General features: G+C 40.3%; 17 protein-coding genes. 10 read left to right on the top strand and 7 right to left on the bottom strand.

Features of this window, described 5'->3' with window-relative positions; all coding sequences use genetic code 11:
• Positions 1-144 precede the first annotated feature (144 nt).
• Both AVFI_RS12495 and AVFI_RS12490 read right to left on the bottom strand, forming a co-directional pair.
• Positions 145-786, bottom strand: coding sequence for a 3'-5' exonuclease (locus tag AVFI_RS12495; RefSeq protein ID WP_065623451.1), 642 nt, complete (start codon positions 784-786; stop codon positions 145-147).
• 3 nt (positions 787-789) lie between these two features.
• Entirely contained in the window at positions 790-2,622 is a 1,833-nt protein-coding gene (locus tag AVFI_RS12490; RefSeq protein WP_054775783.1) for a putative nucleotidyltransferase substrate binding domain-containing protein, read from the bottom strand.
• Between the two features lie 204 nt (positions 2,623-2,826).
• Here AVFI_RS12490 and AVFI_RS12485 point away from each other — a divergent pair, with 204 nt between their 5' ends.
• Both AVFI_RS12485 and AVFI_RS12480 read left to right on the top strand, forming a co-directional pair.
• Positions 2,827-3,969 (top strand): 3-phenylpropionate MFS transporter, encoded by a 1,143-nt coding sequence (locus AVFI_RS12485; RefSeq protein WP_065621383.1) that lies wholly within the window; start codon positions 2,827-2,829, stop codon positions 3,967-3,969.
• A 120-nt stretch (positions 3,970-4,089) separates the two neighbouring features.
• Positions 4,090-7,545 (top strand): hybrid sensor histidine kinase/response regulator, encoded by a 3,456-nt coding sequence (locus tag AVFI_RS12480; RefSeq protein WP_188863676.1) that lies wholly within the window; start codon positions 4,090-4,092, stop codon positions 7,543-7,545.
• 60 nt (positions 7,546-7,605) lie between these two features.
• Here the strand turns inward: AVFI_RS12480 and AVFI_RS12475 are convergent, their stop codons facing one another.
• From AVFI_RS12475 to AVFI_RS12460, 4 genes are all read right to left on the bottom strand, one after another.
• Positions 7,606-9,309 carry a sodium:solute symporter family protein gene (locus tag AVFI_RS12475; protein ID WP_188863675.1) on the bottom strand — a complete coding sequence of 568 codons (1,704 nt, stop codon included), beginning with the start codon at positions 9,307-9,309 and terminating at the stop codon, positions 7,606-7,608.
• Between the two features lie 11 nt (positions 9,310-9,320).
• Positions 9,321-9,587 carry a DUF4212 domain-containing protein gene (locus tag AVFI_RS12470; RefSeq protein ID WP_011262767.1) on the bottom strand — a complete coding sequence of 89 codons (267 nt, stop codon included), beginning with the start codon at positions 9,585-9,587 and terminating at the stop codon, positions 9,321-9,323.
• Positions 9,588-9,771: 184 nt separating this feature from the next.
• On the bottom strand, positions 9,772-10,395 hold the full coding sequence (locus AVFI_RS12465; RefSeq protein WP_188863674.1) for a MarC family protein: 624 nt from the start codon (positions 10,393-10,395) through the stop codon (positions 9,772-9,774).
• Between the two features lie 124 nt (positions 10,396-10,519).
• Positions 10,520-11,149: a response regulator transcription factor gene (locus AVFI_RS12460; protein ID WP_012533773.1), complete on the bottom strand. Its 630-nt coding sequence runs from the start codon at positions 11,147-11,149 to the stop codon at positions 10,520-10,522.
• Between the two features lie 226 nt (positions 11,150-11,375).
• On the opposite strand from AVFI_RS12460, the gene AVFI_RS12455 reads away from it, so the two are divergent.
• The 8 genes from AVFI_RS12455 to AVFI_RS12420 all read left to right on the top strand — a co-directional run bounded on the left by AVFI_RS12455 (position 11,376) and on the right by AVFI_RS12420 (position 22,526).
• The gene (locus tag AVFI_RS12455; protein WP_012533066.1) at positions 11,376-12,137 is read left to right on the top strand and encodes a DeoR/GlpR family DNA-binding transcription regulator; all 762 of its coding nucleotides are present in this window, start codon (positions 11,376-11,378) and stop codon (positions 12,135-12,137) included.
• Between the two features lie 91 nt (positions 12,138-12,228).
• Positions 12,229-14,061 (top strand): glutamine--fructose-6-phosphate transaminase (isomerizing), encoded by a 1,833-nt coding sequence (gene glmS, locus AVFI_RS12450; RefSeq protein WP_054775784.1) that lies wholly within the window; start codon positions 12,229-12,231, stop codon positions 14,059-14,061.
• Positions 14,062-14,152: 91 nt separating this feature from the next.
• Positions 14,153-14,395, top strand: coding sequence for a PDDEXK family nuclease (locus tag AVFI_RS12445; RefSeq protein ID WP_236782092.1), 243 nt, complete (start codon positions 14,153-14,155; stop codon positions 14,393-14,395).
• A gap of 727 nt (positions 14,396-15,122) precedes the next feature.
• Positions 15,123-15,482: a hypothetical protein gene (locus AVFI_RS12440; RefSeq protein ID WP_054775785.1), complete on the top strand. Its 360-nt coding sequence runs from the start codon at positions 15,123-15,125 to the stop codon at positions 15,480-15,482.
• Positions 15,479-17,971 carry an Hsp70 family protein gene (locus AVFI_RS12435; protein WP_188863673.1) on the top strand — a complete coding sequence of 831 codons (2,493 nt, stop codon included), beginning with the start codon at positions 15,479-15,481 and terminating at the stop codon, positions 17,969-17,971. The genes AVFI_RS12440 and AVFI_RS12435 overlap by 4 nt, the downstream gene beginning before the upstream one ends.
• 1 nt (position 17,972) lies before the next feature.
• On the top strand, positions 17,973-19,316 hold the full coding sequence (locus tag AVFI_RS12430; RefSeq protein WP_188863672.1) for an AAA family ATPase: 1,344 nt from the start codon (positions 17,973-17,975) through the stop codon (positions 19,314-19,316).
• Positions 19,317-19,318: 2 nt separating this feature from the next.
• Complete coding sequence (locus AVFI_RS12425) at positions 19,319-20,944, top strand: hypothetical protein (protein ID WP_054775789.1); 1,626 nt, start codon at positions 19,319-19,321, stop codon at positions 20,942-20,944.
• Positions 20,945-20,948: 4 nt separating this feature from the next.
• Entirely contained in the window at positions 20,949-22,526 is a 1,578-nt protein-coding gene (locus AVFI_RS12420) for a peptidoglycan-binding protein (protein WP_252653950.1), read from the top strand.
• Between the two features lie 276 nt (positions 22,527-22,802).
• Here the strand turns inward: AVFI_RS12420 and AVFI_RS12415 are convergent, their stop codons facing one another.
• Positions 22,803-24,029: an NAD(P)/FAD-dependent oxidoreductase gene (locus AVFI_RS12415; protein WP_188863400.1), complete on the bottom strand. Its 1,227-nt coding sequence runs from the start codon at positions 24,027-24,029 to the stop codon at positions 22,803-22,805.
• Positions 24,030-24,105: the final 76 nt, after the last annotated feature.

The following is a 24,105-nucleotide window of genomic DNA, read 5'->3' as shown; positions in this document are numbered from 1 at the left end:
AGCACCGTCATTGGCACTGTTTTTTACTTGTAGGGTTGATATTACTTTCAGCTAGAAATGTGTTTTCAACAATTAGACTTTAGTCAGAGAAAGAAGGGTTTACTGAATATTGAGGGGGGAATCAGTCGTTTTTTGAGACACAGATCAGTAACTATGGGCGTTTTTGCTTGAGGGAATGTCAGGGAAGTCTCCATGGGTTAAACGAACATAAATAAGTGCAGCAGCTATCGCATCTTCAAGTGCATCATGCCTCTCCGTTTGGGGGAGCCCTAAATGTTTGGAGATAGCTTCAATACTTAAATCGTAATACGCATTGGGTAGCAGTCGCTCCAATTTATTATGGTAGATATGGCTAACTTCAATCAGTGAATTGGGCAAAGGGTGAGAAAAATGACGCAAGCAGGCTCGATCTAAAATTTTTTTGTCATAGCGAATATGGTATCCAACAATAGGGCGATTACCGATAAATTCAAGCAATTGAGTCATCGCTTGTTGTTCCGATAGTCCATGGTGGAGATCTTGATGTCTTAGTTGGTGTATTTTAATTGAATCGGAGTTTAGGCTCTGTGGTGGCGTCAGCTTTAAATGAATAGTCTGACTGGTTAACACTCGGTTATTTTTAATCTTGATAGCAGCAATAGAAACCAATTCGGCATGGCTAGGATTTAGGCTCGTTGTTTCACAATCAATAGACACCAACTCATCGCCAGAATAATGATGAAAAAGAGATTCGTTTTTATGAGAACGTAACTTATATTGCCACCATAACCGTTGTAAATAATTCATCGTTTAATCCCTTATCTGGTAATGATAACCAAGCCATTCTTTGAATTTTTTTACTATGTGTAAGCTGTGGCGTAAGAGGTCTCGCTCAGTACGGTCGAGACGGTCAATATGAATATGGTTACTTGGAATCGCTGTTTTTTCTTGTAATTGATGGCGCAAACGCCATTTAAAAAACAGTTTTAGTGCTTCACTTAAATTATCTGCTGTGGAGTGCTCTAATATGTTGTGTTTGCGTAGTGAATCGATACGTTTAAACGTGTTTGTTTCTTCAATTCCTTGCTCTAAAGATAGCGCTCTAATTCCATGAACGATAGGGAATATACCTCCTTGTTTAATATCGATGCCTTCTTTTTTTATTTTGATATTTCCAAATAGGGTTAATGGCACATGAAATTGCAAAGCAGGGCGAGTAAAAGTACTGAGGGCGAGTTCATTCTCTTTGAGTTTGGATATCAATGTTTGTTTGAGTGGAGAGAGTAGCGTTTGATTTCCAGCAACCGTTTGAGCATCTGAGAAAATAGCAAGATTCATCATGTTATCAGCGTTTGGTTCAGCACACTGTTTCTGAATATGTTTTTCCCATTGGTGTTCGGTCTTTACCCAGAGAGGGTTACTGACCATCACATTCCCTTTGCATAATGGATAACCGAGTTGCTGTAAGGTATGCGTAAATTGGATCATTAATTCGGGCAAGTTATGCCATTCAAGACCATTTTTTATGATCAGTGCATTATCTTGATCGGTTTTTAAAATTTGCTCACCTCGACCTTCTGACCCCATCACAATCAGACAGCAATGATCATGTAAGCTTTTGGGCACCACTAGGCTAAATGCTTTTTCGATGATCTGTTCATTCACCGTTGAAATAAGCTCCATAATGAAGCGAGTACGAATGCCGTTACTAATTAAGGTCTCTACGAGTTGAGTTTGAGTATTTGCTGCTAAGAGAAGCTCATCAATATGTTCGGCGCGAGCAATTCTTAAGGTAAGAACATGTGAGTGAGTTGAAAATAGGCTTAGCACTTGCGTCATATCAAGCATGCCAACCAGTTTGTTTTTATTTAGTACTGCAACTCTTTTTATGTGGTGGCGTGTCATTAGCATCATGGCATTAAACAAATAATCTTGTTGTTGAATATGCACAATAGGATAAGTTGCAATCGCTCCTACAGGGTGGTTTGCCGCGTATCCATCAATCATAATGGCGTGCAGTAAGTCTGTGCGAGTGACAATACCAAAAGGTAAATTGTTCTGAGTTTCTTGGTGACGAGTATCATATTGGTTTAACTCAACAAATAACGCATCCATGTTATTGTCTTTCAGAAGTTGAGTGACTTGTTGTAAAGGAGTATTCCTATCGACGACAAGGCATTGTTGAGTGGTTTCATCATCGACTTTTGTGAGAATAAATTCGGCCAAGTTCTGTTGTTGATGAGCTTGAGTAAGTAAGGCTTTTCGTTTCGCTAGGTTGCTATTGAAGTAGTCAGAAAAGGCTTGATTTTCATTGTATAAATTAAGAAAAAGTTGAGTAGGAAGCAGGTGACAAAGGGTATCTTCTAGAGCGATATAACTGTGTTTTACTTGATGCTCAAATTGAGAACGCACATCAAAAATATCATCATGGGTATAGTGGGCATAAATTTCTCCACTGGTATTTGAGCGCTCTTCAACGGAGCCTTTCATTATGATGAAGAGATTGTCTGACGTTTGACCTTCATGAATAATCGTATCGCCTACTCGAAAATAAGCAATATCCGTACTTTTCGTAATTATTTCTTGTTGCTCTGAAGTTAGTCGGTTAAACGGAGCAAGTGAAAAGTTAATGTCATTTGGCATGGCCCCATCCTTAGTCAGCAATTTCCCTTATTTTCATTAAAAAATGAGCAAGAATGAAGACGACTTTAGTCTAGGGCATTAGCATGAATATGAAACCAAAGTCACACTTTAAAAGGTGCATTTTTCTTCGGCTCGGTTTTCCCTTTTTATAAATCAAGACGATGCCATAATGACTGCCTCTTTTACTTCCTTTTGGACATCATCATGTTACGGGTTTCACCTTTTGCTTGGATCTCTCAGTATTTTGGCGGATTCTTTTTTGCTTATGGGGTTTATTTACCTTTTTGGGCGTTATGGTTTGAAGAACAAGGTGTTTCTGCCGGAGATATTGGGGTTCTTATTGGGTTAGGCTTTGCGACTCGTTGTGTTGCTAATCTGGTTATTACACCAAGGTTGCACCGTGTTGAACACATCGTTCCAGCATTGCGTTTGTTAACCTTAGCTTCTTTGATAGCCCTTGCTCTCTTTTTGATTAATGGAGCGAGTTTTTGGTGGCTCGCTATCGTTACTATCTTATTCAATTTATCCTGTGGACCTGCCGTTCCGTTATCCGATGCGATGACCAATTATTACGCGAAAAATAATTTATTAGATTATGGTCGTACGCGATTGTGGGGATCCGTTAGTTTTATTGCAGGCTCTACCGTAGTTGGTTATTTAGTGTCTGGTTTTGGTACAGATATGATCGTCTACACGGCGATTGCCGGTATTTTAGCGGCGTTAGTGTTAGTGATGAGAAATCCTAATCCAATGCCAGTATCGGTATCAGATGAAGATAATGAACGACCAAAATTGTTGGCTTTACTAACTGAAGCTCCAATTGTGAAATTCATTGTGTTGGTGGCATTAATTCAAGGTAGCCATGCAGCGTATTACAGTTTTAGTTCAATTTATTGGAAAGAATCTGGTTATCAAGAAAGTACCATTGGTTACTTATGGAGCTTAGGTGTTGTTGCTGAAGTGATGGTATTTGCTTTTAGTAAGCAATTATTTGCAGGTTGGAAAACATCAACCTTATTTAAAGTTGCTGCTATTGGTGTTGTGGTTCGTTGGGGATTAACTGCCGCAACGACAGAATTATTTGCTTTGGTATTAGTGCAAGCGTTACATGGCGTGACGTTCGCAATGGCTCACCTTGCCGCGATTCAATATATTCAAAAATTCCCTCAGAATAAAATGGTGGCATTACAGGCGTTATATAACGCGATTCCGCTTGGTGCATTTATCGCATTAATGACAACCTTAAGTGGTTGGGGGTATGAAGCGTGGGGAGCGAATATATTCTGGTTGATGGCAGCAATGGGAGTGCTAGCTCTGATGATTAAACTCGATAAAGTGAAGTCTTAATCACATTTGTCAGCTTGTATAAAAACGAAGCAATAATTAAACGCTAGAATGGTGCTACAGAATAAATGCACCTTCTGGCGTTTTTTTATATCGTTAGAATGGTCTCACCAAGGATGAGTGATGACACAAGGATGGATTGTGGTGCCAGTTTCGCTGGCGTATTTAGGATTATTATTTTTAATTGCCTGGTATGGTGATCGTCAAAAAGGATGGTTAGCTCAATACCGCCCATGGATTTATAGCCTTTCAATTGCTGTTTACTGCACCTCATGGACCTTTTATGGCACCGTAGGCCAAGCCACTAATAACCCGTGGTCTTTTCTTCCTATTTATCTTGCTCCTATTTTTGTGTTTGTTTTTGCATGGCGTTTTTTGGCTCGTATTATTTTGATTGCCAAGCGTGAGCACATCACTTCAATAGCTGATTTTATTGCTGCCCGTTATGGGAAATCGCAAGGTCTTGCTGGGGTTATAACCATCATTGCCGTCATCGGGATTCTTCCTTATATCGCTTTGCAATTGCGAGGGATCACCATGGGACTCGATCTGGTTGCGCCTAATTTAGCGCAAGACTTTGGGTATCAAGATGGGCATATCTCTTGGTTTGTTGGTGCAGCGCTCGCGATTTTTACAATCCTATTTGGAACTCGACACATTGATACTACAGAGCATCACCGTGGTTTGATGATGGCGGTAGCCTTTGAATCGATCGTTAAGCTCGTTGCTTTTTTAATGGTTGGCGTATTCATTTTGTATTTGGCTTACTCTGAGCCTAAGGTTGATTTGTTCTCTATTGCCAAAGAAACGTATCAATCTCCAAATGTCATCACGCTTTTATTTCATACGATTTTAACTATGGCGGCGATAGTTTGTTTGCCGCGTCAGTTTCACACGACAGTCGTAGAGAATGAACAAGCGCAGGATTTAAGAACCGCTCGTTGGGTATTTCCGAGTTATTTAGTCTTAATTGGTTTGTTTGTTTTACCTATTTCTTGGGCAGGACAAGCACTGCTCTCTGGTGGAGTTAGTGATAGTTTTGTTATTAGTGTTCCAATCTCTGTTGGTGCAGAGAATATGGCGTTACTCGCCTTTGTTGGAGGGACTTCCGCCGCCAGTGGAATGGTGATCGTGTCAACCATCGCATTGGCTATTATGGTCTCAAATGATCTGGTGTTGCCTTTGCTATTACGTAAAGTAAAAACGACATCTCGTACTTTTAGTCATTTTTCTCATTTGCTTGTTTCTATTCGTCGAGCACTCATTTTGCTTCTGCTATTGGGAGCGTGGGGGTTTTATCAAGCCCTCGATTCTATCGATTCGTTATCCGTTATTGGGTTATTGGCGTTTGCTGCTATAGCGCAATTTGCTCCAGCATTAATCGGTGGTTTGTACTGGCGACAAGGAAATAGAAAAGGCGTATATGCTGGTTTAATTATTGGTTTTTTAGTGTGGTTAATCACACTAATGAGCCAAACTCAAATGCTTGCAGGCAGTGCTGAAAATAACTTTTTGCTGTGGGTCATCGCCCCTCCTGAATGGTTGCAATCGCAGGGTGTGATGACATCGGATTGGGGGATGATGCTTAGTCTTGGTTTAAACTCTATTCTCTTTATTTTGGTTTCTTTAGTGACCAGAGCATCATTGAGTGAGCGCTTACAAGCTGCTTCTTTTGTTGGTGCTCCATTGCCTGAAAATGAAGATGTGAGTGTGTATCAAACTCGCGTGACGGTGGGTGAATTAGAAATGTTAGCTTCACGGTTTGTTGGGCGTAGACGTGCACAAAAAGCCTTTCGTCAATTCTCGAATCAACAAGGTGAAACATTACAACCACAACAGCAAGCTAGCTCTGCGTTAATTCGTCATACCGAGCGTGTTTTGGCGGGTGTATTTGGTGCTTCTTCTTCTCGTTTAGTATTAACTTCGGCACTTCAGGGTCGCAATATGCAGTTGGAGGAGGTGGCAACTATCGTTGATGAAGCTTCTGAGTTGTATGATTTTAGTCGAGGGTTGTTGCAAGGGGCGATTGAGCATATTAGCCAAGGTATTGCAGTGGTTGATAAGCAGATGAAATTAGTGGCATGGAACCAACGTTACTTAGAGTTATTTACTTTCCCACCGGGGTTAATTCAAGTGGGTAGACCAATAGCCGATGTGATCCGCCACAATGCTGAGCAAGGGTTATGTGGGCCGGGTGATCCTGAAATGCACGTAAAGCGTCGAGTAGAGCATTTGGAGAGGCGAACTCGCCATGTATCTTCTCGTGTTCGAGCTGATGGGCAAGTTATCGAGGTTCAGGGAAACCCTATGCCCAATGGTGGATTTGTAATGAGTTTTACCGATATCACCGTCTTTAGACAGGCAGAAAAAGCGTTAAAAGAAACCAATGAGACTCTTGAATCACGAGTCCATGAGCGAACCAAAGAATTAGAAAAATTAAATCAGCGATTGGTTGGTGCAACCCAAAGTGCGGAGTTGGCTTCTCAATCAAAAACACGTCTGCTGGCTGCGGTAAGTCACGATTTAATGCAGCCATTGAATGCGGCTCGTCTGTTTGCTTCGTCATTAAATGAAGTCGCAAAAGATCAAGAAACACAAAAAATATCTGGACACATAGAAAGTGCATTAGGAGCAGCAGAGGAGTTAATTGGAGACTTACTTGATATCTCTCGCTTGGAAGCGGGTAAATTAGAAACGCACATTCAAGGTTTTTCATTAGGAGCATTATTTTCTAATTTAGAAGCGGAATTTGGGGCTTTAGCCAAGCAGCAGAATATTGATTTTTCTGTGATTCATTCTGATGTTGTGGTGAAGTCAGATTCAAAATTGTTACGTCGAGTGGTGCAAAACTTTTTAACTAATGCGTTTCGATATAACCCTCAAGGTAAAGTAGTACTCGGAGCAAGGCGAGTAGGAGACCAAATCCGAATTGATGTTTGGGATAATGGTATCGGTATTCCAGAAGAGAAACAGCAGGCGATTTTTGATGAGTTTACTCGAGTCGATCAAAGCCGAGCAGATCAAGGGTTAGGTTTGGGATTGGCGATTGCTCGTGGTATTTCTCATGTATTAGGGCATACGATTTCACTGCGTTCATGGCTTGATAAAGGATCGGTATTTTCGGTGACACTTGAGAGAGGTGTTCTGGTTGAGAGTAAAATGCCTACGGTAACTCCAAAGCTTGAATTACCATTAAGTGGAGTACGAGTGCTATGTGTCGATAATGAACCTGATATTCTTGTTGGTATGGAGTCTTTGATTTCTCGTTGGGGTTGTGAAGTGAAAACCGCAACGGATCTGTTTGGTAGCTTGCATTGTTTGGAAGGTGATTGGATTCCAGATGTGATTTTTTCTGATTATCGATTAGATAATGACAGAACAGGATTAGAGGTATTGCAGCAATGTCGTTTGCGTTTAGGTAATCAGTTTGAAGGGGTGATGATCAGTGCCGATAAGACCGATGAATTGCTGGATAGCATTAAAAGTAATGGTTTTGGGTTTATTTCAAAGCCAGTAAAACCATTGAAATTAAGAGCTGTGTTGAACCGTCATGTTAGCTCTCAGTTTATATTTACGTGATAGAAAGGGAGTTAGCACTTGCTTACTCCCTTATTCATTTAAGTCACTATTAGCTTTTTATTAGTGATCGTGCGCTTCGCCTGCACCTTTCGGGAAACGAATAGATTCAACCAAGTCTTGTACGTCTTTAGGTACTTCTGCGGTTACTTTGTTTACTGCAATTGAAACAATGAAGTTCACACACATACCTAGCGTACCAATCCCTTCAGGGCTGATACCAAACCACCAGTTATCAGGTGTGCTTGCTGCAGGGTTAATGAACTTAAAGTAAACAATATAAGCCGTGGTAAAGGTAACACCAGAAACCATACCGGCAATTGCCCCTTCCTTATTCATCTTCTTATAGAAAATCCCTAAGATAATCGCAGGGAAGAAGGACGCTGCGGCTAAACCGAAGGAGAACGCAACCACCTGTGCAACAAAGCCTGGCGGGTTAATCCCTAAATAACCAGCCCCAATAATAGCAACGATGGCAGCCAATCTGGCGGCGAGCAGTTCTTGTTTATCGGTCATGTTAGGCTTAAAGCCTTTCTTCAATAAATCATGAGAGATAGACGTCGAGATTACCAGTAGTAGGCCGGCAGCCGTTGATAATGCAGCGGCTAAGCCACCCGCAGCTAATAGTGCCACAACCCAGTTTGGTAAACTTGCTAGTTCAGGTGACGCCAGTACGATGATATCTCGGTTGATGTCCATTTCATTACGTTCATCACCAGAGTAAAACATTTTGCCATCGCCATTTTTATCATCCCAACCAACAAGGCCTGTGTCTTCCCAGTTTTTATACCAGCTTGGTGCATCAGCCGCAGCAACCCCTTGGCTATCTGGACCATTAATGGTTTCAATCATATTTACACGAGCAAACGCGGCTACCGCAGGTGCTGTGGTGTATAAGAATGAGATAAACAGTAACGCCCAACCCGCAGAGATACGTGCATCTTTAACACGAGGTACCGTGAAGAAGCGGATAATTACATGAGGAAGTCCAGCCGTACCCACCATTAGTGCCGCACAGATAAAGAAGACATCAACCATGCTTTTAGAGCCGTCAGTATATGGGGTAAATCCGAGTTCAGTGGTTAATCCATCCAACTTATCTAATAAGTAGACTTCAGAGCCAGTAACCGTTGATCCCATACCAATTTGTGGGAATACGTTACCTGTCATCATGATTGAAGTGAATACTGCTGGAACAAGGAAGGCGAAAATGAGGACACAGAATTGAGCTACCTGCGTATAAGTGATGCCTTTCATACCACCCAGTACCGCATAGAAAAATACGATACCCATACCGATAATAATACCGATGTTTATATCTACTTCTAGGAATCGAGAGAACACAACACCTACACCACGCATTTGCCCTGCCACGTAAGTGAAAGAAACAAAGATGGCACAGAATACTGCAACCATACGAGCGGTTTTGGAGTAGTAACGTTCACCGATAAAATCTGGCACGGTAAATTTACCAAACTTTCGTAGATAAGGAGCAAGACAGAGAGCGAGCAGTACATAACCGCCAGTCCAACCCATAAGATATACAGCACCATCATAACCAACAAAGGAAATGATACCTGCCATTGAAATAAATGAAGCTGCCGACATCCAATCGGCTGCCGTAGCCATGCCATTAGCAACAGGATGAACCCCGCCACCAGCAACATAAAACTCACTGGTTGATCCGGCGCGAGCCCAAATCGCAATCCCTATATAGAGCGCAAAGGTAATACCGACTAGTATAAACGTCCAAGTTTGGATACCCATGATAATTCCTCTTAGTCTTCCTGTACGTTGTATTTTTTATCTAGCGCATTCATGCGTGCAACGTAGATAAAGATCAGTGCCACAAAGGTATAAATTGAACCTTGTTGAGCAAACCAGAACCCCAATTTGAATCCACCAAATTGAACGGTATTAAGTGCATCAACAAATAATATCCCTGCGCCGTACGAGACTAAGAACCAAATCGCAAGCAAGCTGCCCATGATCCCCAAATTTTCTTTCCAGTAGGCTTGTGCTTGTTCTTGTGTTTCAAACGCCATAGCCAGCTCCTTTTTTATGTTAAAAGTTTGTAATAAGAAAGAAGTTAGCAGCGGAATAAAAGGAAAACAGTGCAACTTTAGTCGAGCGGATAAAGAAAAACGCCCAAAATATGAGCGTTTTATGTGAAGTGGTTATTGAATTTTTAATGTTAATACAGTGTTAATTAATACCAAGGTCTAACGATTAAAAATAGAAATCTTTAATTCCCATCAGTAAGTTATTTACAGCCACAGCAGCCAAAATTAACCCCATGACTCGACTAATAATAGCGGATCCAACATTACCAATGACTTTTTGAATAAATGTAGCTCCAAGTAATAAACCTAACGTTATCAATAGAACAACGAGCATGACACCAGCTGTGATGGATTGATCAAGCAGGGAATAACGAGAATTATCGGTCAGCATGACGATAGCCATCATAGCCCCCGGTGAAGCGATAGATGGGATAGCTAGAGGGTATACGGCAAGATCAGCAAGATCCGAATGACTCATTTCCTCACTCATTTTTTGTTCTTGCTCTGGTTTACTTTCGCCAAAGATCATCGTGAGAGCAAAAATTAATAGCACTAAACCACCCGCAACCTGAAAAGCCGGTAATGGGATTTGCATTGCTTCTAATAATAATTGACCAACAATGAGGAAAAAGAGCAAAACTAAAGTGGCGATAGCAACGGCTTTTAGGGCAACCAGTTTACGTTGCTTAGCTGAAAGGTGTTGAGTTTGTGAAAGGTAGACAGGAACTGAGCCAATAGGGTCAATTACGGCCCAAAGAACAACAAATTGAGTTACGAGGATACTTATCATGATTCTCCCAGAGGTTAGGTTACACAGAGGGATGGAATACCAATCAATGATGTGAAGTCATATTGATTGGTATAGCGTAGAAGAGAGTTTAATTTATTTTAGCATCTAGAGTGTTATATCTTGGTTAACTTTCCGTTTGTTGTAAAAGAATGACGGCTTGAGTGCGATTCTTCACTCCTAACTTTCTAAATATTGCTGTCATGTGTGCTTTTATTGTGGCTTCTGATACTTCTAAATCATATGCAATTTGTTTATTGAGCAATCCATCTGACAACATTCCGAGTACTTTATATTGCTGAGGCGTTAGCGCAGCTATTTTTGTCGCTAAATCATCGCAAGCCGCTGAGTTTTTAATTGCTCCTACAGGAAAATAAGAATCCCCCGCTAAAATTTGATTAAGCGCCCCGATAAGCGACTTCATGTCACTGGATTTCGGAATAAAACCGAATGCTCCATGGGTTTTAACTTGAGAGACAATGCTTGCTTCTTCACTCGCTGACACAACCACAATGGGTAAATCAGGATATTGAGAGCGTAATTGGATTAAGCCTGACATGCCATTACTGCCAGGCATTTTTAAATCTAAGAGCAGTAAATCAGGTTCTGGTTCTTTCTCTAATACTTTTAATAACGCCTCTAATGAGTCTGCTTCAAGTAGATTTGCACCACTGATTGCCATGTGGATAGATTGAAAAAGTGCATTGCGAAATAAGGGGTGATCGTCTGCGATGATAATGGTGTAGTTGTCGTCCATGGCTACAAGATTCCTTATAAGTTATAAAATAAAATTAACATCCTCTTGTGTTTTGAGCAATTTTTAGTCGCTAAAATCTGCGCTGCCTCTCTAACTCATGATCTCTAGAGCGTTGAATCGCTTTTTTATGAGGATCTTAATATTTAAAACGAATTAATTTGAAGGGCTAGACAATCAAATAAAACGAAACTAAACTTCTTTCAAATCGAAACTTATTGAGTTTTTTATGTCAAAAAGAAATACAAAACAACGTCGTCATATGATCCTTTCTTTATTAACAGAACAAGGTGAAGTGAGCGTAGAGCATTTATCAGACCTATTTGATATATCTGAAGTTACCATTAGGAAAGACTTAACTGAGTTAGAGAAAAATGGGTTACTGATGCGTAAGTATGGTGGTGCTGTTTTGATGCCATCAAATATCATTCAAGAAGATAATTGTGAAGAAGTTTCGAATCGAAAGTTATCTATAGCAATGGCCGCTGTGGAACTGATTAAAGATCATAATCGGATCATTATTGATAGTGGTAGTACAACCGCAGCATTAATTAATCAGTTATCGAAACGAAATGGGTTAGTTGTGATGACAAACTCATTGCCTGTTGCGAATGCATTACAAGAGATTGAAAACGAACCAACCTTATTAATGACTGGGGGAACATGGGATAGTCACTCTGATTCGTTTCAGGGAAAAGTGGCTGAATCGGTATTACGATCCTATGATTTTGATCAGTTGTTTATTGGTGCCGATGGGATTGATTTAGAGCGAGGAACCACAACGTTCAATGAGCTTGTTGGTTTAAGTCGAGTGATGTCAGAAGTTGCTCGTGAGGTCATTTTGATGGTTGAATCAGAAAAAATTGGTCGAAAAATCCCGAATGTAGAGCTGCCATGGGAAAGCATTGATGTGCTGATCACCAATAATGATTTAAGCCCAGAGCAGCAGCAAAAAATTGAATCACATAACGTAAAAGTGATTAGAGCTTAACTATTACGTTTCGTTTTAACCGTTGTTTTTATTGCTGTCGAGTTACGGTTAAAAGTAAAAAATTATATATTTAGAATAATGGAGTGTCGCCATGTGTGGGATTGTTGGTGCGGTAGCACAAAGAGATGTTGCTGAGATCTTAGTTGAAGGCTTACGTCGTTTAGAGTATCGCGGTTATGACTCCGCTGGAGTTGCCGTTGTTGATGCTGAGCATAATTACACGCGTATTCGTCGTTTAGGTAAGGTAAAAGAACTTGCTGATGCGGTTGAAACTGCGCATGTTGTTGGTGGTACAGGTATCGCTCATACACGTTGGGCTACACATGGTGAACCATCAGAAGTGAACGCACACCCACACGTATCAGGGGACATCACTCTGGTTCACAACGGTATTATTGAGAATCACGAGTCATTACGTACTTTATTACAAGAGCGTGGCTATATTTTTGAATCTCAAACCGATACCGAAGTGATTGCTCATTTGGTTGAATGGGAATTGCGTTCGTCTGACTCATTGCTTGAAGCAGTTCAGAAAACAGTAACTCAATTAGAAGGTGCTTACGGTACAGTAGTGATGGATCGTCGTGAACCAGAACGTTTGGTTGTTGCTCGATCTGGCAGTCCAATTGTTATTGGTTGTGGTGTTGGTGAAAACTTTTTAGCGTCTGATCAACTGGCGCTATTGAATGTCACTCGTCGCTTTATGTATCTTGAAGAAGGGGATGTTGCTGAGATTACTCGTCGTGAGATCCGTGTATTCGATGCTTGTGGTGAGCAGGTTGAGCGTGCCATTACGGAATCAAATGCAGAGCATGATGCGGGTGATAAAGGACAATATCGTCACTTCATGCAAAAAGAAGTTTTTGAGCAGCCAAAAGCGTTAATTAATACGATGGAAGGGCGTATTACTAATGATTCTGTTGTAACAGAAAGTATTGGTGTAAATGCGGTTGAGATTTTAAATAAAGTTGAACACGTACAAATCATTGCTTGTGGTACCTCTTACAATGCAGGGATGACAGCACGCTATTGGTTTGAGTCATTAGCTGGCGTTAGTTGTGATGTGGAAATTGCTTCTGAGTTCCGTTACCGCAAATTTGTAACTCGTCCAAATAGTTTATTAATTACGTTATCTCAATCAGGTGAAACGGCGGATACGTTAGCAGCTCTTCGCTTAGCTAAAGAACGTGGTTACATGGGGGCAATGACGGTATGTAACGTAGCGGGTTCTTCATTGGTTCGTGAATCTGATTTTGCTTTCATGACACGAGCAGGAACTGAAATTGGTGTCGCGTCAACCAAAGCATTTACGACTCAGCTTGCTGCATTACTTATGTTGGTAACGGCATTAGGTAAACAACAAAATCGTATTTCAAAAGAGAAAGAAAAAGAGATTGTTGAAGCGCTGCATGCGTTGCCGGCTCAAATTGAACAAGCATTGTCGTTTGATAAAGAGATTGAAGCGTTAGCCCCAGATTTTGCAGATAAACATCACACATTATTTTTAGGTCGTGGGGAGTTTTATCCAATTGCTGTTGAAGCGTCTCTGAAGCTAAAAGAAATCTCTTATATTCACGCTGAAGCGTATGCTGCGGGTGAGTTAAAGCATGGTCCATTAGCGCTTATTGATGCAGAAATGCCAGTGGTGGTGGTGGCGCCTACGAATGATTTACTAGAGAAGCTAAAATCAAACGTAGAAGAAGTGCGTGCTCGTGGTGGCTTATTGTATGTATTTGCTGATGAGCAAGCGGGCTTTGAAGCGGATGAAAGCATGAAGATCATTACTATGCCTCATGTGAGTGATATTACTGCCCCAATTTACTACACTATTCCGATGCAGCTGCTTTCGTACCATGTTGCATTAATCAAAGGAACGGATGTCGATCAGCCTCGTAACTTAGCTAAAGCGGTGACGGTGGAGTAGGTTTTAATTGTTCTATAATGGAATTGTCGGAAGACAATAACGTTTGATTGTTTTTTACCTCTTGCTAAGTTTAGCTTAGCAAGAGTTTTTTATGTCAGATGCAGATAAGCCACTCAATAAGAAAGACCAAAAGCGTTTAGATGAAAAGCGAGGCGAAGGGACGCGAAAAGATCACGTTCCTTTCATAAAAGTCGGAGAGTTTGGTAGCTCAAGAGAAAGTGTTCGTGTTAAGAGTGCTACTGTTGTCCGAGCATACTACTTTCATTCAGGAATTGAGTTTGCGGCATTTTTGCTATTCGATTGGTGTAACGAGGTCATCAATACTCGAGAGTAGTTTCCAATTCCGTTTGCTGACTCTTTAATTATTTGCCGATAACTATATATTCGTCACCCTTAAGAAAAAGGCTTACTCATCGATTTTGCCGATGGTTCCCAGCTAACGCTTCCTGTAAAGCTCGCTCTAGAGTTTGGTGACAAACTCATTGCCGAAAAACTTCAAGTAGAGAAAGTATACTGGGAGGTATTATGAAAGTACCCTGTCCCATTTTTACCGATCAAGAAGTTTCCAACGACGTCAAAATGAACTTGAAGTGGATAAAGCCACTTATTGATATCGAAGTCGAATATCCATTCTCCAAACAATATGTCATTGTTCTTGCTGCTAGGTTAGCAAAGTAACCTAAAGCTTTTGTTGCTCGACATTGTACAAAATTGGATGATCAATACCAAATTAGAGGAGGGTACACATTGCTTGACGATGCCAAAGCAAACTAAGAGCATTGTTCAGTAGTGGGTGAAATTAAGCCATTTTTAGAACCAAAAAAGTAGATGGTGAAACGGTTCTTAGAATCGAAAGTGAGTATGAGACTGCATGGATAGAACTTTGGATAAGGCTATTGAGAGGACTTTGATTCAATAACCACTACAAAAATCGTTGGTACGGAAAATTATCCGTATTCAATATGCCCTAGAGCAATGTTCGACAAAAGTACAATATGATACATTGTCTACATAATTCGGGTTGTTGTGAGAACCCTCATCATCCATATTTGGGAAGTGTTATGTCTGAGCCTAGTAATTCATATCTTAAATCTTTAGTTGAACTTGCTTCCGAGTCTTGGCGTTTTGCCAAGGCAAATGAGCGTGTTTTAGCCAAATTGTCTATGAAAGATCAAACTCGTTTTCAAAGTCAGCTGAAGTGGTTTGTTAAAAAGATTTCTGGTGAGTTGGAGAGTAGCGGTTTGAAAATTATTGATTTAGAAGGTCAAGATTACGATGCTGGCATGGCTGTATCAGCACTAAATATTGATGATTTTGATGAAAGTGAAGAGCTATATATTGACCAAGTACTATCCCCTTTGATTATGAGTGAAAAGGGTATTGAACAGATGGGTACAGTTATTCTTGGGAGTAAAAAATGAAAAACTTTGTTGGGATCGATCTGGGTACTACGAACAGTGCAATAGCATCATTTGATGGTCAAAAAACAAAAATATGGAAAAGCCCTGAACAAAATGACATTACTCCATCTGCGATTTATCTCGACAGGCGAGGCAATAAGTTAGTTGGGCAACGAGCTTATGAACAAGCTGCACGTAGTCCAAGTAATTCAGCTGTACTTTTTAAAAGGTTGATGGGAACGAGTACCCCAATAGAATTTAAAGCCGTTAATGAAGTAAAAACACCAGAGCAGTGCTCTGCTGAAGTTTTGAAAACGCTCTATGGATACTTGAATGAAGAGCTTCGACTAGACCCAGAAACTGGTGTTGTTATTACTGTTCCAGCAGCATTCAACCAAATGCAAAAAGATGCAACTGTTGATGCAGCCAACTTGGCTGGTATAAATAACGTTGCTTTGATGCAAGAACCAGTTGCCGCTGTAATGAGCGTTATGAAAGAAGGGGCATTGGATGGTACTTTTCTTGTTTACGATTTAGGTGGTGGCACCCTTGATATTGCGATCGCAGAAAGTCATAGAGGTAAAGTAAATCTTCTATCTCATGGTGGAATTGCTATGTGTGGAGGTCGTGATTTTGACCGACTCCTTATGGATAAAATTGTTAAACCATGGTTAAGGAATAACTTCAATTTGCCTGATAACTTTCTCGTTGATCCTAAGTATTCAACCATGGTGAGAATGGCAAACTATGCGGCCGAGAGGGCTAAGATTGAGTTATCATCTAAAGAGGCAGCAGTAATTTCATTGTCAGAAACAGAGATCAGAGAGTTTGATCTCGACGGTGAAGAGATGTATTTAGATATTGAGATTTCTAGAGATGAGTTTGACCATCTAATTAATAACTTAGTTCTAGAGTCTGTTGAGGCCGCACGAGAGGCTTTATCAAAAGCGCACCTTACCCCTGATTATATTGAGAGAGTTGTATTTGTTGGCGGACCAACTAATTACAAGCCGCTTCGTGACAAGGTCTGTTTTGAATTGGGGATTAAAGGTTCAACCGAAGTAAACCCGATGACAGCTGTAGCTGAAGGCGCAAGTATTTTTGCAGAGTCAATAGATTGGACCACACAAAATCGTGAAAGAAAGTCATCTCGTGGAGTCATTGAGTCTAAGGGGGCACTATCTTTGGTATTCAAATTTCAAGCTAGAACTCCTAACAAAGCATCGAAGATAGCAATTAAATTTGATGACTATACAGAGGGTTATGAATATCAAGTCGATAGTATCAGCACTGGTTGGACGTCGGGTAGAGTTGCTCTTGAGGCTATGTCAACGATTACAGTCCCACTGGGAATTATGGGGGAAAACCTATTCAAAGTGTTCGTATTTGACCCTTTAGGTAATACGGTAGCAATAAATGATAGTCAAATCTCTATTACAAAAACATCTGCAACAGTAGAGGCTATACCAGCATCCCACTCGATCTCGATCGAAGCACTGAGTAGTTTAGGTGGTAAATCTAGTTTGTCGTACTTGGTCAAATCAGGCGACTCGTTACCGGTTAAAGGTACAAAGATGTTTAAGGCGGCAGAAACTCTTAGGGCAGGCACGGACAATAGTATAAATATAAAGCTTTGGGAAGGTGACATAGAGGATCCTGTAACAGACAACAGACCTGTGGGTGTGCTGAAAATTTCTGGCCATGATTTTGAGGTTGGAGTCGTACCAGCGGGTGCTGACATTGAGTGTATTTATGAAATTTTTGATTCCGGTGCGATCAATTTAGAGGTATCAATACCATGTATTGGTGGTGTATTTAACTCAGGTAAGAATTTCTACTCTCGACAAGAAAACCAAATCAACCATGCTGATTCAAAAGCAATTATTTCTATGGAAACCGATAGCTTAAAAGAGCGAGTTAGCGAGATACGAGATATTCTAGATAATGATGAAATTAATCGAGTATTCGAAAATGTGGTTTTGGCAGAAGAAAAGAATCAGAGAGCAGTTACCCCTGAAGAATCTCAGGAAGCAATGGAAAAGCTACTGGAAGCCAAGCGTCAGTTGTCAAAAGTTAGAAGTCAAAACTTATCAACTATCAGAGCACTAGAGTTCGATAAGATGAAAAATACTTATAGTGAATACATTGAACAGTATGCTGAAGAATCAGATCACGCAGTGGTTATAAAGCTTATGAATACTGCCCAAAATGCAATTGCAAGTAAGTCACATGACTTTGAGGTGGCAATGGATGAACTACGCTCAAAGAATTTTGAAATTCTGTATAAGCAAGACTGGTTTGTCGTTGAGCAATTTAAGGTTTTGTGTTCTGAAGAGGCTGCGTTTATTGATAAAGTTAAGTTTAACGAATGTGTGCAGCAAGGAATACATTGTATCGAAAATAACAATATAGATGAATTAAGAACAGTAAACTTTCATTTGTTCCAAAACCGAGTGGGCGGTGCTCCTGATCTAGATTCTACAGTCTTTGCGAATATAGTAGAAAGCTAAGATGAACAGCGTGTTATTGCCAATGCGGTACAGGTTACCTTCTGGTGAAGCGATTATTGAGCGGTTACTATTAGTAGACTCAGCTGCAATATACAAACTTGATAATAAGAAAAATATTATCGTCGTAACTCAGGAGCTATGCAGCTTCTGGGTTAAAAACGATTATTTACCCAGAAGTTTGTTTAGTTCCATCAATTTGGGTAGTGAAGAATTTTATTATTTTGAAATAGAAGATTGTTTTTCGGTGTCTAGTTTTGATATTGGTCTCGGGTTAGTTGATTTTTCGCAGGCTCTATCATTCACTCATGCCTATTTAAATTCGAAAGAAAAACCAGGCAGCACTAAAAATAGTCTCTATGTAGAAAAGTACTCAGTGCTTCTACCTTTAGATTTAGGAAATGATCTTGACAACGAGCTGTCTTATAAGTTGTGGTTAACAAATGGTGTGAACCTTAAGGACAGTTCTTTTAAGGCAGTATCCAAATTAACTCCGTTGAATGATGCTGAGCTTGAAGAGTGCTTTGAGTTAGCTGGAGTGAGCTATGTGTTAGAACCGTCAGACCCAACTGTGAATAAGTATTTGTGCGAGTTTGAACTGTTTGGCAGAGAGTCGCTGGAAGAGTTTGTCAATGAGTACATAATTGATGTAATAAACAACCGTGACTCTTATAGGAAAATGGGTATTGAGGGACCGTCATCTTTTATCCTATATGGCCCACCTGGATGCAGGAAAACTTATGCTGCGGAAAAGATCGTGAATCACTTGGGCTGGCCAGTTTTTAAGGTGGACTCTGCATCAGTAGCAAGTCCCTACATTCATGAAACAAGCAAAAAGATTGCTGAAGTATTTGATGAAGCAATTAGGTGCGCGCCTAGCGTTATTCTTATCGATGAAATGGAATCCTATACATCAAATAGAAGTACAGCCAAAGACCATAAACTGGAAGAGGTTAATGAGTTTCTAAGGTGGATACCAGAAGCTATAAATGCTGGCGTATTGATTATAGGAATGACGAATTTCATCGAAAATATTGATCCAGCGCTAAAGCGTAAAGGCCGTTTTAATTATCTGATAGAAATCGGTATTCCAAATGAAAGCGAGATTAGAGCTTCATTAAATTTTTTGACGCGGGGGTTACCACTTGAAAGTGAAGCAATTAAAGATGAAGTCATTGATAGTTTGATTGGCCGTACGTTGGCAGATATTGACTTCGTAGTGAAAGAGGCTGCTAGAAAAACTGCAAAAGGCAGAATAAGTACACTTGGTCACAATGAGTTCATGTCTGCGATTGAATTGTTACCGATGATACCTTCAATTAATAAAAATAAAATCGGATTTCTGTGATTATGAATATTAAAGAAAACCCATTCTTTCTCTTAAACGCAACATTACGTAATACTAGAGCTGAACTTTCAGAACTAGAAGAAGAGTTTAGTTTGTTTAATGACTCAGATCGAGATCTTTTAAGTGAAGTAGTTTCCCCTCGCTTGAGAGTTCAGTCAGAGTTAGGTTGGTTGATTGGAGTGACAGAGCCAACTGTTCTTCGAGAACTTACCATTAAATCACTAAATGATCTTATTGATCTTAGACATTTACACGCATTAGATCAGTTGAACTTAATTTCGTCATCATTGAGCCTTTACAAAGGTGAAAGCCACAAACTTGTCAAAGATTCAATTTTGAGGTTAGCGGACCTTTTTGAAGGTTTATACCTCTGTTTAGATGAAGTCATGGTTCTGCTTAATCAAGAGAGAAAGTACTCAGGTTTCCCATTATTAAGTGATGCTTCACAGCTAGAGGACGGAGTTAACCTGCGAAAGGACTACTTCAATCAGTCTATTAAAGACTCATTGGATAGGTTAGATAGTCAGACGTTGGTATCTTTAGTGACTGATATTGTTGATGAAAATTCAATGAGTGGTGTTAGGCAGTGCTATACACTTATTCAAGATCTAGTTGATTATTATGAGGTGGCTACAAAGCATGCTCTTGCTGAAGAAACTGCATCTATTGAGTCGTTGATTGAAAATATCATGACAATTACTACTAGCCAGTACTCGAATGACCATTTGGACCAACTTATATCGAAACTAATAACTAGCCTAAGAGGCTGGGATACAATAGCTCAACCTATTCAAGTGAGCTTCCAAGGGAAAGGGCTAGAGCATGAAGAGAGCAAAAAATTGGCGTACAAAGTTCGCGATCTTAGTTTGTATATGTTCAATGAAATGCTTCAAGATGACATAACAAAAAAACTAAGCGAGATTAGCCTTGAGCTTTTTGGAGAAGTAACTAGCTTTTCAGAGCGTGTGGAAAAAGACATTGCCGACATTAAAGATATTGAGTTTGAAAGACAGCAAAGAGCCGAAAATGAAGCTAGGGAACAAGTAAAATATGAGCTTGAGATGGCTTATAGCGCTGAGATAGGTCTTGCTTTCAAAGATGAATTGAAGATTAGCGCGTTGGGTATTTCTTGGAAAAGGGCTTTTGTTAGATTTGAAGATATTACTTTTTATCGCTACCAAGTAATAAGCCGAAGCCTAACGACAGATTATATATTTGAATATGGTGGTGTTAGTCGTACTTACAAAATAACCACAAAGAAACAGGAACACTTTAGCGCCCTGTTAGATAGGTTTTGGAAGGGTGTTGGCTATAAGCTGATGATAAATTTTGCAATTGATGTTGTGTGCAAAGCGAAGGAGCATTTTTCTGGTATTGGTGTTCGAGACGATGGGCTCGTTTTACACCGGAAAAAGTTTCTTCGAGCGAGTGAGCCAGTTTTAGTGCCATGGAGTCGTTTATCTTCCAACGTATACAATGGTCAATGTACATACAGTCTCGTTGGAGATAGTAAAGTTAATGCAAGCTTAGATATCAGTGCTACGAACTACCATATGTTTAGCACACTGGTTAGCGTTATGATGGATAAGAGAGCTTCTCGATTAAGTGAAATCTTTGGGGTAAATTAGTTTAATGAGTAATAAGAATCCCAAAGGGTTTAGTGGTTTATCACAGCTGCACTCAAAGAATGAAGATAAAGCTGACTCAGTCGAATCTGATTTTCAGTCTGAAACCCCTACTGATACCATAATAGCATCCACATCTGAAACTAAGTTTAGTTCAAAACATGAAAACACTGTAAGTGCAGGCTCAGAACCAGAAGTCACAGTTGAAACAGTGCAAGATGAACGACAGAAATCTAACCAATCGGGTGTAAGTTGGGGGTATATATTTTGGTTCCTACTCATTGCCGGTATTTTCATGGCGATAAGCCAGAATTACGATAGCCCTAGTTCTGTGCCTAAAGCTAGTACAAGTAATAGTTCAGTTAGCCCCAAGGCTGCCAACGTACAGACACCTTCAACTTCCCAATTAGGAAGTTCGTCTAACGTAGAAAAAAATATCAAGCCAAATGAGATTCCTAAACCTCAGTTTACCAAACCACCCGTCGGTTTAAATAACATACTTTCTGTTTCACAAATTAGTTGGTGCACACGCGAAAGTATGCGTATTGAAGCGATGAGAAATATCTTCAATACAAACGGAGGTATAGATGAGTTTAATCGAATTGTTAATGATTATAATAGTAGGTGTAGTAATTATCGCTATCGCCAGGGAGACCTATCAAGAGCTGAACGGGAAGTTGAAAAATCGAGGGCTATAATTGTTTCAGAAGCAACTCGAGAAGCAGAACTAATAGATCAACGCTTCAAGAAAAATGCCAACTCTTCCAAAGAGAACTCTCGTAAACCGCCCGCTCATTTAACAAGAGAGGTGCAACAACTTTTGACAAGCTTAGGTTATCAGCCAGGACCTATTGATGGTGACTATGGTAGGGGAACTGCTAATGCAATAATGGCTTTTCAGCGTTATATGAACATTAAGCAAGATGGACTTATCAATCAGAGTCTTGTGTCAATGTTGAGGCAAGCTGTTGCCAAAAAAAATACACAACTTACACCTTCTAAGCCTAATCAGCGTAGTAATAATGGTCTACCCGAGAATGCTCATGTTGACATCTATGGAACGGGTTGGGACTGTGACCGAGGTTACAGGAAATCAGGCTCACAATGTCTAAAGGTCAATGTCCCAGCAAATGCACACATTGATGTTTATGGGAGTGGTTGGGATTGTGACCGAGGTTATAGGAAATCAGGGTCACAGTGTCTGAAGGTTAATATCCCAGCAAATGCACACATTGATGTTTATGGGAGTGGTTGGGATTGTGACCGAGGTTATAGGAAATCAGGGTCACAGTGTCTGAAGGTTAATATCCCAGCAAATGCACATATTGATGTTTATGGGAGTGGTTGGGATTGTGACCGAGGTTATAGGAAATCAGGGTCACAGTGTCTGAAGGTTAATGTCCCAGCAAATGCACACATTGATGTTTATGGGAGTGGTTGGGACTGTGACCGAGGTTACAGGAAATCAGGTTCACAATGTCTAAAGGTCAATGTTCCAGCAAATGCACACATTGATGTTTATGGGAGTGGTTGGAATTGTGACCGAGGTTACAAAAAGTCAGGAAGTACCTGCGAACCTATTTAATGAAATGAACGAATGAATCAGAACCGTACATTTAGCTCTTCGGAGCTAAATGGTTTGGTAAGAGCTCTGCTAGAATCGATCAATCTTTATTGTCGCTTTCTAGACTCCATGAGTAGAATTCGAGTGTAAAAATGATCAAACTTTTCTTCATTAACCACTTATTATCGTGTCAACTTTGCACATTTACGATCAAACTTTAATGTCCTCAGACAGGAACAAAAACGGCAACCTAAAATAAGGTTGCCGTTTTTTATTTATCTCTTTATAGCCGCTAAGTTAAATTCCTGCCGGTTTAAAGAAGGCCTTTAAGCGCTTAGTGATCATTAAGCGAGAGACGGTAAACATTCCTGTCACTGTGCGTTGGTGTAGGCGGAAAATCGTGTCGTATAAACGGCGAATTAATCGACCTTGTAACACTAATTTTCCTTCTAAACGTGTCCCCGGAGCAAAAGTACCAACGGCAAAGTGATGACCAACAGCAACCACCATTCCACTGTCTTGGAAGATAAAATCTGTTAGCTCTTTCCCACGTAAATAACGACCTAAGCTTTTAGCTAAGTGAACCGCTGCACGGTTAGCGGCTTGAGCTTTTGGTGGAACAAAAGAACCATCAGGTTGTGGAATTGCAGCGCAATCACCAATAGCAAAGATACGAGGATCTTCGGTTGAGCTCAGATTTTGGTTCACGTTAATTTGGTTCATACGGTTGTAGCTTAAGTCCCCAATACCGTTTAGCCAATCTGGCGCTTTTACACCCGCCGCCCAAAATTGGATATCAGCACCAAGAAATTTATCAACATCCGTTCGCATGCCATTTACTGTTACTTCACTAATGCGAGTTTCTAGTAATACATTTACGCCACTTTTTTCTAGCTCTTTTAATACCTTATCAGACATTTTTTGTGGGCTGTTAGGTAAGACTCGATGCGCCGCTTCAATCAAATTAATACTTAAAGATGAAGCGTTATAGCGTTTTAATTTTTTACTTACTCGAGCTAATTCAGCCGCTAACTCAACACCAGTAGCACCCGCTCCTACAATGTTTATTGTGCTGCTTTTTCCTTCACGTAAGATTTGACTAATTTGATTCCACGCTTGGCGTGCTTGACCTGCTGAACCTAAAAATAGGCAATGCTCTTGAGCTCCTAAGGTATTAAAATCATTACTTATTGCGCCAATGGCAACCACAAGATAATCATAACTTAAGCCTGATTCTGTGCCATCTGGACGACGAACTAGTAAGGTTTGGTTTTCACGGTCGATTCCCGTCATCGCACCTTGATAATGTTGGTAACCGTGATGAGCCCCGTGAGTGAAATAACAAACCGAATCTAAATCACTATCAAATGTGCCAGCTGCGATTTCGTGCAAACGAGGTTTCCAATAATGATGTGTTTCTGGTTCAACCAGAATGATTTCATCTTCTTTACGGGTTGATTTAGTTAATAAGGTCGATAGCTCTAGACCAGCAGCGCCACCGCCTACAACAATGATTCGGGACATAGCATTTTCTCATAGTATTTTGGCTTAGAGAGGAGTTAAATCACTCGAGAATAAACCAAAGAATAATCTTCATTAC

The sequence above is a fragment of the Aliivibrio fischeri ATCC 7744 = JCM 18803 = DSM 507 genome, from assembly GCF_023983475.1.
GTDB lineage: Bacteria > Pseudomonadota > Gammaproteobacteria > Enterobacterales > Vibrionaceae > Aliivibrio > Aliivibrio fischeri.
The sequence above is the reverse complement of the archived record's forward strand: the minus strand, read 5'-3'. Positions and strand labels throughout refer to the sequence as shown.

What these genes read in the sequence shown, in the direction of transcription:
- AVFI_RS12490 (WP_054775783.1), bottom strand. Translation starts at nt 2,622, where the DNA reads ATGCCAAATGACATTAACTTTTCACTTGCTCCGTTTAACCGACTAACT.
- AVFI_RS12475 (WP_188863675.1), bottom strand. Translation starts at nt 9,309, where the DNA reads ATGGGTATCCAAACTTGGACGTTTATACTAGTCGGTATTACCTTTGCG.
- AVFI_RS12485 (WP_065621383.1), top strand. Translation starts at nt 2,827, where the DNA reads ATGTTACGGGTTTCACCTTTTGCTTGGATCTCTCAGTATTTTGGCGGA.
- AVFI_RS12430 (WP_188863672.1), top strand. Translation starts at nt 17,973, where the DNA reads ATGAACAGCGTGTTATTGCCAATGCGGTACAGGTTACCTTCTGGTGAA.
- AVFI_RS12465 (WP_188863674.1), bottom strand. Translation starts at nt 10,395, where the DNA reads ATGATAAGTATCCTCGTAACTCAATTTGTTGTTCTTTGGGCCGTAATT.
- AVFI_RS12495 (WP_065623451.1), bottom strand. Translation starts at nt 786, where the DNA reads ATGAATTATTTACAACGGTTATGGTGGCAATATAAGTTACGTTCTCAT.
- AVFI_RS12440 (WP_054775785.1), top strand. Translation starts at nt 15,123, where the DNA reads ATGTCTGAGCCTAGTAATTCATATCTTAAATCTTTAGTTGAACTTGCT.
- AVFI_RS12415 (WP_188863400.1), bottom strand. Translation starts at nt 24,029, where the DNA reads ATGTCCCGAATCATTGTTGTAGGCGGTGGCGCTGCTGGTCTAGAGCTA.
- AVFI_RS12455 (WP_012533066.1), top strand. Translation starts at nt 11,376, where the DNA reads ATGTCAAAAAGAAATACAAAACAACGTCGTCATATGATCCTTTCTTTA.
- AVFI_RS12470 (WP_011262767.1), bottom strand. Translation starts at nt 9,587, where the DNA reads ATGGCGTTTGAAACACAAGAACAAGCACAAGCCTACTGGAAAGAAAAT.
- AVFI_RS12460 (WP_012533773.1), bottom strand. Translation starts at nt 11,149, where the DNA reads ATGGACGACAACTACACCATTATCATCGCAGACGATCACCCCTTATTT.
- AVFI_RS12425 (WP_054775789.1), top strand. Translation starts at nt 19,319, where the DNA reads ATGAATATTAAAGAAAACCCATTCTTTCTCTTAAACGCAACATTACGT.
- AVFI_RS12435 (WP_188863673.1), top strand. Translation starts at nt 15,479, where the DNA reads ATGAAAAACTTTGTTGGGATCGATCTGGGTACTACGAACAGTGCAATA.
- AVFI_RS12480 (WP_188863676.1), top strand. Translation starts at nt 4,090, where the DNA reads ATGACACAAGGATGGATTGTGGTGCCAGTTTCGCTGGCGTATTTAGGA.
- AVFI_RS12445 (WP_236782092.1), top strand. Translation starts at nt 14,153, where the DNA reads ATGTCAGATGCAGATAAGCCACTCAATAAGAAAGACCAAAAGCGTTTA.
- glmS (WP_054775784.1), top strand. Translation starts at nt 12,229, where the DNA reads ATGTGTGGGATTGTTGGTGCGGTAGCACAAAGAGATGTTGCTGAGATC.
- AVFI_RS12420 (WP_252653950.1), top strand. Translation starts at nt 20,949, where the DNA reads ATGAGTAATAAGAATCCCAAAGGGTTTAGTGGTTTATCACAGCTGCAC.